The organism is Methanolobus sp. WCC1 (genome assembly GCF_045690315.1).
Classification (GTDB): domain Archaea; phylum Halobacteriota; class Methanosarcinia; order Methanosarcinales; family Methanosarcinaceae; genus Methanolobus; species Methanolobus tindarius.
The window spans coordinates 2,115,851-2,128,257 of the sequence record NZ_CP146979.1; the positions used below are offsets into that span (position 1 = coordinate 2,115,851).

General features: G+C 41.2%; 11 protein-coding genes. 8 read left to right on the forward strand and 3 right to left on the reverse strand.

Annotation, left to right across the window (positions count from 1 at the left end; genetic code table 11):
* Positions 1-145: 145 nt before the first annotated feature.
* From V7O61_RS10050 to V7O61_RS10060, 3 genes are all read right to left on the reverse strand, one after another.
* Entirely contained in the window at positions 146-1,303 is a 1,158-nt protein-coding gene (locus V7O61_RS10050) for a formate--phosphoribosylaminoimidazolecarboxamide ligase family protein (RefSeq protein ID WP_023846136.1), read from the reverse strand.
* Between the two features lie 85 nt (positions 1,304-1,388).
* Complete coding sequence (locus V7O61_RS10055) at positions 1,389-1,994, reverse strand: stage II sporulation protein M (RefSeq protein ID WP_407281917.1); 606 nt, start codon at positions 1,992-1,994, stop codon at positions 1,389-1,391.
* Positions 1,995-1,997: 3 nt separating this feature from the next.
* On the reverse strand, positions 1,998-2,846 hold the full coding sequence (locus tag V7O61_RS10060) for a DUF63 family protein (RefSeq protein WP_407281916.1): 849 nt from the start codon (positions 2,844-2,846) through the stop codon (positions 1,998-2,000).
* A gap of 237 nt (positions 2,847-3,083) precedes the next feature.
* On the opposite strand from V7O61_RS10060, the gene V7O61_RS10065 reads away from it, so the two are divergent.
* From V7O61_RS10065 to glgP, 8 genes are all read left to right on the forward strand, one after another.
* Positions 3,084-4,118, forward strand: a complete 1,035-nt coding sequence (locus tag V7O61_RS10065) for an NAD(P)-dependent glycerol-1-phosphate dehydrogenase (RefSeq protein ID WP_407281915.1) — start codon at positions 3,084-3,086, stop codon at positions 4,116-4,118.
* Positions 4,119-4,159: 41 nt separating this feature from the next.
* Positions 4,160-4,606, forward strand: coding sequence for a UPF0179 family protein (locus V7O61_RS10070; RefSeq protein ID WP_023846132.1), 447 nt, complete (start codon positions 4,160-4,162; stop codon positions 4,604-4,606).
* Positions 4,607-4,718: 112 nt separating this feature from the next.
* Complete coding sequence (locus V7O61_RS10075; protein ID WP_023846131.1) at positions 4,719-5,342, forward strand: DUF2150 family protein; 624 nt, start codon at positions 4,719-4,721, stop codon at positions 5,340-5,342.
* 109 nt (positions 5,343-5,451) lie between these two features.
* A complete protein-coding gene (cfbE, locus tag V7O61_RS10080) occupies positions 5,452-6,870 on the forward strand; it encodes a coenzyme F430 synthase (protein ID WP_407281914.1) in 1,419 nt (472 codons plus the stop codon).
* A gap of 158 nt (positions 6,871-7,028) precedes the next feature.
* Positions 7,029-8,159, forward strand: coding sequence for a Ni-sirohydrochlorin a,c-diamide reductive cyclase catalytic subunit (cfbD, locus tag V7O61_RS10085; RefSeq protein ID WP_407281913.1), 1,131 nt, complete (start codon positions 7,029-7,031; stop codon positions 8,157-8,159).
* Positions 8,156-8,950 carry a Ni-sirohydrochlorin a,c-diamide reductive cyclase ATP-dependent reductase subunit gene (gene cfbC / locus V7O61_RS10090; protein ID WP_407283406.1) on the forward strand — a complete coding sequence of 265 codons (795 nt, stop codon included), beginning with the start codon at positions 8,156-8,158 and terminating at the stop codon, positions 8,948-8,950. The genes cfbD and cfbC overlap by 4 nt, the downstream gene beginning before the upstream one ends.
* Positions 8,951-8,962: 12 nt before the next feature.
* Positions 8,963-10,429, forward strand: a complete 1,467-nt coding sequence (cfbB, locus tag V7O61_RS10095; RefSeq protein ID WP_407281912.1) for a Ni-sirohydrochlorin a,c-diamide synthase — start codon at positions 8,963-8,965, stop codon at positions 10,427-10,429.
* 148 nt (positions 10,430-10,577) lie between these two features.
* Positions 10,578-12,251 (forward strand): alpha-glucan family phosphorylase, encoded by a 1,674-nt coding sequence (glgP, locus tag V7O61_RS10100; protein WP_023846126.1) that lies wholly within the window; start codon positions 10,578-10,580, stop codon positions 12,249-12,251.
* The last annotated feature ends 156 nt before the right edge of the window (positions 12,252-12,407 follow it).

Consider the following 12,407-nt stretch of genomic DNA (forward strand, 5'->3'; position numbering starts at 1 on the left):
TGAATTGTATTATGCAAATAATTATATAAAAAGACTATTATTACTTTCCGTATATTATTATTCTCAAAAGCAATAAATAAAAATAAGTCCGGCCAGGTTAGCCGGAACCCGCCAGAATAAACCCTGACCGGGCTAAAAGATAAAATTATGTGATAATCTTATCAAGCTGGTCTGTCTCAATTGCTCTTCTTATTTCAAAGGCAACACGGCGACCTGTACTCATTGGCTTTCTCCATGTTGTATTTCCATAGGGGTGACCAACTGACATGTGGACATTTGTTCCACCGCCAACACGTGGTGCTACATCATATATGTAGAAGTTAAGATCCTTATCAACACATGTCTGGAGACAGAACGGACCGATTACTCCAGGGTCATAGTGCTTCTTTGCAGCATCAATGTATTTCTGGGAAAGCTCAAAGACCTTCTCAAGAAGTGATTCCCTGAGGGTTGCTGAGTTATGACCACAAACTGTATATTCAGGCGTAAGCTGGTGTTCTGCAAGTGTCATCTGCTGTGGTGCTGGAAGACGTACGTGTCCGTCAAGACTTGTTTCAAAACGCCAGTCAATACCAAGAATCTCAAGCTGGCTCATCTCGGTCTCAACTGGTGAGTAGAACATATCAAAGTTAAAAACTGGACCGATTACATAACGCTCAATTCTTGCGTTGTCAAGTGCATCCTGGGTGATGACACCCTGTTTGAGCAGTGACTGTGCCTTCTGCTGGTATTCTTCATAGGTCCCTGCTGTGAAGAAACCTCTTTCAAGCTTCTTTACTGCGTGAGGAAGCTTTACCATTACAAGTTCCTCAATATCCTGTGGATCGTTGATCCTTTCAGGGAATGGCAGGCCTGCCTTCTCAAGGAGCCAGTAATAGTCGCGTTCCATACCCCTCTCTTCACTGCGGAGCATGTTCCTACTTCCGACAAGAGGTACTTTGAAATCGTTCTCTACTTCATCGATACCACAGTATGATGTGAATGAACGGTTAGGAATGAAAAGCACATTTTCTTCTATGAGTTTCTTCTGGACATCTGCACTTGTGGTTTCACTGAACTTATTCAGCATAATGTGCTCGTCCACAATACCACGGACAACCTTACCATTGCTGTCTCTCTGTGACTTGAAATAATCAGTATAGGTTTTCTCACGTCCCTGCTGGCAAACAGCAAAAGTCCTGAAATCCTCTTCAATTGCCCCGTCAAAGATATCAAGTGCTGAATGTGACGCCACAGCACCGATCTTGACCTTATCTAAATCATAATCTTCAATGATCTCTGAGATCTCTTTTCTGTCAATCATTATTTACCCTCGATTTTGCCCAGACATTGTATTTGGTGTTAATAAACCTGTTTACGCCTGTAGTATATAAATGACTAAATTAAGTTCAAATCCCGCTTACCATGTAGATAACCACGGGTGTTATGAAAGTCTCTATCACTGCTGCAAGGAATATAAGTGGGAACAGCCAGTGGAGATAAAATTTAATTCCCCTGATAATTTCAGCTTTAAGGTCAACAGGTTCAGAGCGCAGAGCCTGAAACGCTGTGTATCCTATTTTCATACCTACCGCAGAAGAGATTATCAACATTGGAACCTCGATAATCCCATGAGGTGTAAGACCTGCAATCACAAAAAGAGCTCCATTCTCTGCAGTCTGATAATGTGCAAATATGCCAATGACAAAACCATTTAACACAAGGAATCCCAGAGGAACGATACCAAGAGCAAAACCCAAAAGGACCGAGAAGAACATTTTCACGGCATTGTTCACAAAAATAAGCAGCATTATTTCAATTGCTGAAAGGCCCTGGAGCATTTCTGCAAGTTCCTCGAGTCCGCCCAGAGAATCAAGTGCATAGGAAGGATTTGTGGCATAATATACATAGCCTACGATAGCTGATATTAAAAATGCTACAAAACTAAAGAGCACAAATGGTTTTAACTCATTGATATATGTCCTGAATATCTCTCTTACATTTTCATCGTGCATTGATCATACTCCAAATGCCATTCTGATTGTATTCCTGCAGGCAGGAGATAATCCAAGGACTATAATCACAAGTTTCAGGAATGTCTTTAATGTCTCAGATTCCTCGTCCTCATCAAAATGATTATCCAGTACATATAATACCGGAATGAATATAGATAGTTTTAACGGATACATCACAAAAGCAGTCCCTGTAAGGTCTATCAGGTATGATGGAACAACATGCTTTTCGTAGTATCCCAAAAAGTCAATTCCTGCAATGGTAGAAGATGCATCCATCAGGTGGACCCATAGAATAGCGATATTGACCTTGCTTTTGAGAAGGTCAAAATCTATGCGGTCAAATATCGCTTTTAATAATATTACTATCAGACTGGCTGCACCAAGAACAAAGATAGGGACCCATGGACGAGTCAGATCTTCCAGGTAGAAAAGTATTGAAAGATTAACTGCAAACCAGGCAAGTCCGAATCCGGCAAATAGCTGTCTGTAGTCACCTGTTCCTTTTAATTTGACAATCCACCTGGAAAGTACCAGGAAGAACACTGTAATGGCAAATACCACAAAATAGATGTTTGGAGTTATGAATAAATAACTCAAAGGATGCGTGAGTATTCCCGTATCTTCTAAAACTCTCATCGAAGAGCCTGCGAGGATAAAAGGAATCACGGATACTGTAAACCTGTCATTAATCTCGATATCCAGTTTTTTCAACAGCTTTACAACGCCGAAAATACAAATTCCCAGCACTATTGCCCATGTGATAGTATTAACGATATTGTAGCCACTATCATGCAGTATCGGGTCTATATAATATTCGTTAATGAATTGGGTAACTTTATCTATGAATGGCATTATAATCACAGCAGTAACATAATATAGGAATATCCTAATACAACTAACATTTAATAGTTTATGGGAAATGTAGAGTGTATCAAAAGATTTTTCCTGCTTAAAGGGCAGGTCATCTGGAGACCTGTACTCATTTGATATTATTTATTATCTCTGCAACGAATTTCCACATAACTAAATAAGCTATACAGTTTCTGGCAGGTATATTAAGTGATTCCCACACAAGGCAAAAAAAAATGGATGCAGTTACCAAGAGATGTTGTTGTCGGTCCTGATGTTATTTATGATCTGAAGGATGTATGTAATGACCTCAAACTCAATGAAGGAGCCTTTATTGTTACGGGACATAATACTAAAAGGATAGCTGGAGATGTTGTACATGATATCCTTAATGACTGTGGCTATGACCCTTCAATAGCTTCTTCAAAAGAAGCTTCCATGACAGAGGTCAACAAAATTGTAGAACTGGCAACGGAAGCAAATTCCAGATATCTTATTGGTGTTGGAAGTGGTAAATCCATTGATGTTGCAAAACTTGCAGCCACAAAACTTGACCTGCCGTTTATAAGTGTACCAACTGCTGCATCACATGATGGAATCGTCTCTTCCAGGGCCTCTATACATGATAAAGGTAAAAAAGCTTCAATTGAAGTAAATGCACCAATGGCAGTGGTGGCAGATACAAGTATCATAGCAAAAGCCCCATACCGTTTACTTGCAGCAGGATGCGGCGATATAATTTCTAATTATACTGCTGTCCTTGACTGGGAAATGGCTCACAGGCTTAGAAACGAACCATTCAGTGAATATGCAGCAACACTCTCCAGAATGACGGCACAGATTCTGATGGATTCTCCGGAGGACATCAAACCGGAACTTGAAAGTTCTGTAAGGATTGTTGTAAAGGCGCTTGTATCCAGCGGAGTTGCAATGAGCATTGCAGGTTCTTCCAGACCTGCGTCAGGCTCAGAACACATGTTCAGTCATGCACTCGATATGGTTGCACCTAATTCCGCCCTGCACGGAGAACAATGTGGCGTGGGAACAATAATGATGATGTATCTGCATGGTGGTGACTGGAAGAAGATAAAGGAATGCCTGGAGATAATCGGAGCTCCTACAACTGCCAGTGAACTCGGGATAGAAGATAGATATATATTAGAGGCGCTTCTTGTTGCACATGAGATACGTCCGGAAAGATACACGATACTCGGTACAGGTCTGACTCCTGAAGCTGCCGAGAAAGTCGCACGCTTAACAAAAGTTATTTCATAATTACTGTAAAATATCCTAATCAGTAAAATCAAGGTGATTATATGACAAATGATACTACCATTACACTTATAGGCTCAAGGCTTGCAAAAGAAGGCGAAGACTTCGTATTTATGGGTGAGTCCCGCGAGTGCAAAAAATGCAAGCTCAGGAGAACATGTATGAATCTGGAGCCTGGTAGAAAGTATCGTGTTGCAAAGATAAGAGGTGACACAGTTCATGAGTGTTTCATACACGAGGGCGGAGTACTTACCGTTGATGTCGAAACTTCACCAATAGTTGCAGCAATTGAATCACGCAAGGCTGTTGTAGGTTCAAAAGTAAGCTACGAACTTCCAAAATGTAAGGAGTTTGATGACAGCGTATATGATATCCTTTATCCTGAAGGTCTTAAAGAAGGGGACAAATGTACTGTCATTAAAGTACTTGGCCCAATGGAAGAGGGAATGGTGTCCGGATGCTCTCTTAAGAAGGTGGAACTGAAACTATAGTTCCGTTGCGAACATCTTTTATATAAAAAGGAAATCGTAAGTGTAAGTAAAATTTCGAATAACAACTATAACTAACTATTATAATAAATTAATATCACATAGAGGTAATTGAATGTCAGGGACGGAAGGTGATGTATTCCATCAGGACTTTTATACAGCGGAACGCTGGAACAACTGGGTCAACCAGGTAAAGGAATGTGATTTCAAATTCGATGAATCCGATGAGCCACAGGGAAAAGAAGGTGCAATCTTCGTAAATATGGAAGATGACATCATCCTTGCATGTCTCAAAATAATTGCAAAGTGCGAGAACGGGCAGATCTCACCGGAAACTGCAATGCTCTCCATCGCAGATATCAGGGATATAGCTCTTGCAGAGATTGATCCAATATCTGAAGATGCGGACATGATGATCGAATCACTCCAGACATCCCTCATGGGAAGCTTTGCAGCATGCGAAGCATACCTGAGTGGAGATTATGACGAAAACGCAGAGATATCTGATCTCGTTAAGGTAGCTCTTGAAGCTGAAAGCTCTGATGACATAGAGATTGCTATTGGCACTGTTGCAGAGATAGGTGCCCTTGTTCTCAGCGGAAAGGAGCTTACTGAAAAGGTCATGGAAGAAGTTCCATACGGACTTGTTGCTGAATGGCTTGATGGAATTGACTCAATAGCAGCCGCGATGGTAGGCTCTGACAGTTATAAGAATGATGAAGAAGACGATGAGAGTTGAGGATTTTAAACTCTCTACTCTCATATTTCCTACATTACATTCTTGATCTGACTAAAAACAATCGTTTTCTTTTGTTCTTTTTATACTTACTATGCCTTCAATTGATAATATGGATCTTTCCAAAATAGGATTTCAGGACGCTTCAGGAATTATTGTCCTTGACCTTACACATGCAGGAATTATTATTGCTACAAAACTTGCAGAGATGAGTTATCCTGTTACCGCAGTTGATGTTTACAAAACAGTTGATGAAAAAGTGCTTCAGGAACTGGAAGAGAAGTATGGTATAAAAGTATCAAAGGAACCAATATCAATTAATGATAATGACCTTGTGATAAGTCCTGCACATCTTGACCCAGAATATCCTGTACTTAGTGAAGCCAGAAAAAAAGGCATAACAATACTTACTCACCATCAGGCAGTTGGCAACATATTGTCCATAAAAGGATGGCCTGAGAGAGGAACTGTCATAGAAATCACCGGTTCAAAAGCTAAAACCAGTTCAGCATCCCTGCTCGCCGAAATGCTTTCGCAGAAAATGAAAGTTGTGCTTCACACATCCAGAGGTCTGGAATTGTGGAAAAAGGGACAATGCAGAATATTAAACTTAGGACTTAGCATTGCACCGGGAAGTATTCTGCTTGCAATCGACAAACTGGGAGAACTTGAAGTTTCAGCAGACTGCTACATTTTTGAGGTTTCCATCGGTCTGACAGGTTTTGCAGATATAGGAATCATTACAACGCTTGAGCCGGATTATCCTATTGCTGCATCAACTTCAAATTCCAGCGATGCAAAAATGAACGTTCTTTCCTATGCCAATTCAGAAGAGATATTTTTCCTTAATATCAAAGACAGGAAAACTCAGGAAATGGCAAATAAATATGGAAGAACGGTTTTCACATTTGGAGATTCGGAATATTCCGGCGCTGATTACAAAAATGCAGACATTGCGGCTGATATTGTTAGTGAAAGCGACAATTCCAGTGTTATATTCAGGAATGAAAATGGGATTTTCTCAGCTAAGTTATCTGAGAAATATAATTCAAAATCATATGCAACAGCTTTTGCAGTATCAACATCAGTTGCTTTGAATCTGGGAATTTCCGAACAGGATATTATAAAAGTCATTTGTTCTTTTGAAGGACTTCAGGGAAGAATGCAGGAAAAAGAACTTTCTGGCAGAGTGCTCATTGATAATTCTAACTCAGGCATGGATATTAAATCTGCAGAGCGCTCGCTTGACTATGCTTTGACCAAGCTTGGGAACAGGAAGTCAGGTATTATAATGGTGTTGGGAGAAGAAGCTGCACAGGTATGTGAAGGCCTTCCACCGGAACAGGTTTCTGAGTTTGCTATTCGGCGCAGTGATGAACTTTCAAAGCTGATACTTGTCGGAGAAAGGATGCAGAATATTGGGAATGGCAGTTTCACATATGCCAGCGGACTTGAAGAAGGACTTGAAATTGCTGCATCAATGGCCTCTGAGAAAGACATCATCCTATCATGTGTGAAATGCTTCAGGTGAGAGTTACCCACCTTTAGTTTATTGACTATGATTAGTCCTTTTATACAATAAGGATATAGATAGTGCAGAAAAACCGACTTGTAATAAGTATACTATTTATTACGAAATTACAAAATTATAATAATTTACAAGAATCAACCAAGTTTATCGGGATAAATATGGCTGAAAAAGATATTTCTATAATACACCCACGGCCCAGTTCTATTGTGGCTGCTTTATACACACTGCGAGACCTGAATGTTGATGTTGCAATACTTCATGGTCCACCAGGATGCTCATTTAAACATGCAAGGCTGCTTGAGGAAGACGGCATACATGTTGTAACAACAGCCCTTGATGAAAATGGCTTTGTTTTCGGTGGACGTGATGAGCTTTCATCCCTGCTTACAAAAGTTAACGAAATGTTTAATCCTAAACTCATTGGAGTTGTTGGGACATGTGTCAGTATGATCATTGGCGAGGAATTAAGCGAGCCTGTTAAGGACGCAAATCTTGACGTGCCTGTGATAGGTGTGGAAGTACATGCAGGATACCCGAATAATACCAAAGGTGTTCTTATTGCACTTGAATCTGCATGTGATGCAGGAGTAATTACTGATGAGGAACTTGACAGGCAGAAAGTCCTGCTTACAGAAGCAACCAATGTTGAGAAACGCCATGGTGCAGCAAGTAAGGAATATCTTGTCCCATCCCGTGGTGATCTGAAATACAAGGTTGCTGAAAAGGTAATCAATTACCTGAAAGAAGGAAAGAAATGCCTGACGATCATGAACGCAAAGAAGGAAACGGGTTACATGTTCGCAGATATTACCGTTGCCATCAACGAAGTAGCTGAGCAGCTTGGTGTTGCAGAGAACGTCATCAACATGGCAAATATTGATGATACACTTGGTCTGCCACGTGTACGCCAGCATGCAACATATATTGTGAATGATTTCAAGGAAAAAGGAATTGAAATCCACGAGATTATCGGCGGTATGGACGAGTACCCTATAGCAGGTGAAAAGGTCAGTAAACTTATTGCTGAAAAATACAGTGACTTTGACTTTGCCGTCATTACCGGCGTGCCCCATGCCATTCCAATGGACAATCTCCGGAATATGGATGTAATCTCCGTGACAAACGGGCCAAGACAGGTATTCCCACTAAAAGACATGGGACACTCAAATGTTATTGTGGAAATTGATCTGCATCCAAAGACACTTGGTGTAAGCAACATCGTTGAGTCTGAGTTTGGTGCAACAATGCGTGAAGTTGTAAAGGATATGCAAAACACGGAGGAAGCCTGATGGAACAGAAAAGAATAGCCATTTACGGTAAAGGCGGGATTGGAAAATCCAGCACCGCTTCCAATGTTGCAGCAGCCTGTGCCGATGAAGGATTCAAAGTTATGATCATCGGATGTGATCCAAAGAGTGATTCATCCATTACACTTCTTGGCGGTAAAAGAATTCCAACAATTCTTGACCTTCTCAGGCAGAAGATCGATGTCAGGGAAGAAGACATTGTACACGAAGGTTACAAGGGCGTAAAATGCGTTGAAGTCGGCGGACCTGAGCCTGGAATTGGCTGTGCAGGACGTGGAATCATTGTTGCCATACAGAAACTCAGACAGATGTGCAAATCCATTGATGATATGGATCTCATAATCTATGATGTTCCAGGGGATATCGTGTGTGGCGGATTTGTTGCACCAATACGCAAAGGACTTGTAAATGAGGCTTACATCCTCACATCCGGAGAATACATGCCGCTTTATGCTGCAAACAATATCTGCAAGGGACTTGCCAAGATTGACACACCACTTTCCGGAATAATCTGTAATTCCAGAAGTGTTACAAGGGAAGAGGAAATCGTGAGGAAGTTCTCGGAGGAAATTGGCAGCAAGCTCATGGCATTTATTCCAAAGGAGCAGATAGTTCAGGACTGTGAAAGAGATGGATATTCCGTGCTTGAAAAAGCTCCGGATTCACCTGTTGCAAGTGTCTATCGTGAGCTTGCACATGCTATTATGTCCAACAACAGTTCAGTGCTTCCTTCATCACTTGAGGATGAAAGACTGCGTGAACTTACACGTTAAGGTTTGATGAAAATGTCTGACACTCCCCAGCCTTCCGGGAAAAGAGAAATCCCAAGAATACTCCTGTCAGCAGGAAGCTCATCCTCAGGTAAAACTACAATCACTATTGGCCTGCTTGCAGCACTTACTGAAGCCGGATATAAGGTTCAACCCTACAAGGTGGGGCTTGATTATATTGACCCAAGCTATTATACTGAAATTACCGGCCGCAGGGCTCGCAATATTGATGGTTTCCTGATGGATGAAGAGGGTGTCAGGGATGTTTTCATTCACGGTGTCGAAGTTGGTGAGGATGCAGACATTGCTATTATCGAAGGTGTCCGTGGTCTTTATGAGGGCTTTGACAGCTTTACCGATACAGGCAGTACTGCACAGATAGCTAAGATTCTGAAATGTTCTGTAATCCTTATTATCAATGCAAGGAGCATTACCCGCTCAGCAGCTGCTCTTGTGAATGGTTTCAAGGACTTTGATAAAGACGTTAATATTGTTGGTGTGATTCTCAACAATATAGGTGGTCCGAGGCACACTAAAAAAGCCACAGAAGCTATCGAGCATTATACTGGCATTCCGGTAATTGGTGTAATACACCGCAATAATTCCATGAAGATCTCCATGAGACACCTTGGTCTTGTTCCTGCAATTGAGGAACGCCGCCGTGCTGATAATTACGATGAGAGAATCGAATTTATCAAAAACAAAATCAAGGATGGAATCCAGATAGACAGGCTTCTGGAAATGGCACATGCTGCTCCGGCTTTAGAACGTCCTTCGAAAACCGTTTTTACTCCACGCGAGATGGAAACTGAACGTCCGGTTATTGGTGTTGCCCTTGATGAGGCTTTTAATTTCTATTATCACGACAATCTTGAACTGCTTGAAATGGCAGGAGCGGAGATCAAATACTTTAGTCCGATACATGACAGCAAATTACCGGATGTTGACGGACTCTACCTTGGTGGCGGATATCCCGAACTTTTCGCCGCCGAACTTGAGGAAAACGTAACCATGCGTGAGGATATCCTTGATGCATCACGCTCCGGCATGCCAATCTATGCAGAATGCGGTGGCCTGATGTACCTGACCGAGAAACTCAGTACAGGGGTGAAAGGCAAAGGAGCGCATCACATGGCAGAGATGCCGGAATCCACACATGAAATGGTTGGAGCACTGCCCGGACACACTCTAATGGGACACAAGCGTGTTGTCAGTTACAATATTGGTGAACTTGCAATGGATTCTGTTATTGGTATAACAGGAAATTCTTTCCGTGGTCATGAGTTCCATCACTCCGAAGTTACAGAGATTCCAATGGATTCAAAATTTGCCATCAAACTTTCCCGTGGAACCGGCATAATTGATGGCTGGGACGGACTTACTGTTGATAATACACTTGGATGCTATGCACATCTGGTTGCAAGCTCTTACAGGGAATTTGCAGGTAGTTTTGTGGATTTTGTGATGAAAAATAAGATGTGAAAAAGTTTTCATAATCTGATTTTATTTTTCCGGGTCTTTTTTCAATATTACTATATTCTCCTTATAAATCCCATCAAAAAGTATTTTATTCTTTCAGGTAATTTTATATAAATATTAATTTTATCAATTTATTTGGAAGGTTGGCAACATGGATAATTTCATTGGGTCTAAAAAACGCAAGATAGCTTATTTTTCAATGGAGATCGGACTTCGCTGTGGAATGCCCACATATAGTGGTGGTCTTGGGATACTTGCAGGTGACACAATAAGGGCAAGTGCGGATCTTGGTCTTCCGTTTATTGCTGTTACTCTTATCAACAAAAGAGGATACTTCATTCAGAAACTTGACTCTGAAGGAAGGCAGACAGAGCATCCACACAATTGGGATCCTTCAGACTATATGCAGTCCCTCCCTTACGAAGTGACTGTCAATATACAAGGAAAAGAAGTAAAAGTCAGGTCCTGGCTTTATGTTCATCACAGTCTCACCGAGGAAACAGTTCCAGTATTATTCCTTGATACGGACATAGAAGGTAACTCTGTAGAAGACCGTCAGATAACCGATAGTCTCTACGGTGGAGACCGCAGGTATCGTCTCAAACAGGAGATAATACTGGGAATCGGCGGCGTCAGGATGCTTAGAAAACTAGGTTGTTCTATTCAGAAGTACCACATGAATGAAGGACACTCCAGTTTACTGACTCTGGAACTGTTGAAAGAGAACGATATGAATGCCTCAAAAGTCAAAGAACTTTGTGTATTCACAACTCATACACCTATTGAAAGTGGACATGATGTGTTCTCACATGATCTTGTCAGGGAACTTGTCAGCCAGAATTCGGATTTTGAGATTTTGAAGAAATACGGTGGTGAACATCAGCTGAATATGACACTGCTTGGGCTGAATTTATCCAATTATGTGAATGGAGTAGCCAAAAGACACAGGCAGATATCAGAAAAAATGTTCCCGGGATACAAGTTCAGCTCAATCACAAACGGAGTACACTCTTACACATGGGTGGGACCTCACATGAAAGAGCTTTATAATAAATATCTTCCATGCTGGGCAAACGAACCAGAACTGCTTGTAAGAGCCCGGAGCATTCCGGATAATGAGATATTAAAAGCTCACAGAAAAGCAAAAAAGGATCTCCTGGACTATGTAAACAAAGAATGTGGCACGAATATGGATTGTGACACTCTGACGATTGGTTTTGCCAGAAGAGTTACCGAATACAAGAGACCTACATTAATATTTTCTGATCTGAACCGGCTTCGCAAGGTTAACGAAGCAGGAAAAATACAACTGATTTTCTCAGGAAAAGCCCACCCAAGAGATCTTATGGGAAAATTACTCATCGAAAGAATTTACGGGTACATGCGAGAGCTTAAAGGTGAGATAGAGATAGCTTATATTGAGAATTACAATATGGACATATCCATGAAGCTCGTCTCTGGTGTGGATGTCTGGCTGAATACTCCCAAGAAACCTCTTGAAGCCTCAGGCACCAGCGGTATGAAAGCAGCTCACAACGGTGTTGTGAATTTCAGTGTCCTTGATGGCTGGTGGATAGAAGGCTGTGTGGAAGGTATCACAGGTTATTCTATTGGTCCGAAGCTTGAGGCCGATAAGACTCCTGAACAGGTTGAGATGATGGAGCTTGATGACCTCTATTATAAGCTGGAGTACATCATGATACCTACATATTATAAGAGAAAGGATGAATGGGCAAAAATGATGAGCAATTCCATTGAGATGTTATCCTATTACTTCAATAGCCACAGGATGATGCTTCATTACGTTACCGAAGCCTATCTGTGAATTTAATTAACCATCTCCGCCTGAACTATTTGTGTCCTGCAGGATAGGGCAGGATTTATTATTTTTCTTTTTATCTACTTGATATAAACTAACCTTTTATAAGACATACTAAATTAATTACACTTATATACCAATAATATATTAAGAGTAAATGGG

Excerpts from the sequence above, each read along its gene's own strand:
- V7O61_RS10055 (WP_407281917.1), bottom strand. The coding sequence starts at position 1,994 with ATGCACGATGAAAATGTAAGAGAGATATTCAGGACATATATCAATGAG.
- V7O61_RS10070 (WP_023846132.1), top strand. The coding sequence starts at position 4,160 with ATGACAAATGATACTACCATTACACTTATAGGCTCAAGGCTTGCAAAA.
- V7O61_RS10065 (WP_407281915.1), top strand. The coding sequence starts at position 3,084 with ATGCAGTTACCAAGAGATGTTGTTGTCGGTCCTGATGTTATTTATGAT.
- cfbB (WP_407281912.1), top strand. The coding sequence starts at position 8,963 with ATGTCTGACACTCCCCAGCCTTCCGGGAAAAGAGAAATCCCAAGAATA.
- glgP (WP_023846126.1), top strand. The coding sequence starts at position 10,578 with ATGGATAATTTCATTGGGTCTAAAAAACGCAAGATAGCTTATTTTTCA.
- cfbE (WP_407281914.1), top strand. The coding sequence starts at position 5,452 with ATGGATCTTTCCAAAATAGGATTTCAGGACGCTTCAGGAATTATTGTC.
- V7O61_RS10075 (WP_023846131.1), top strand. The coding sequence starts at position 4,719 with ATGTCAGGGACGGAAGGTGATGTATTCCATCAGGACTTTTATACAGCG.
- V7O61_RS10060 (WP_407281916.1), bottom strand. The coding sequence starts at position 2,846 with ATGCCATTCATAGATAAAGTTACCCAATTCATTAACGAATATTATATA.
- V7O61_RS10050 (WP_023846136.1), bottom strand. The coding sequence starts at position 1,303 with ATGATTGACAGAAAAGAGATCTCAGAGATCATTGAAGATTATGATTTA.
- cfbD (WP_407281913.1), top strand. The coding sequence starts at position 7,029 with ATGGCTGAAAAAGATATTTCTATAATACACCCACGGCCCAGTTCTATT.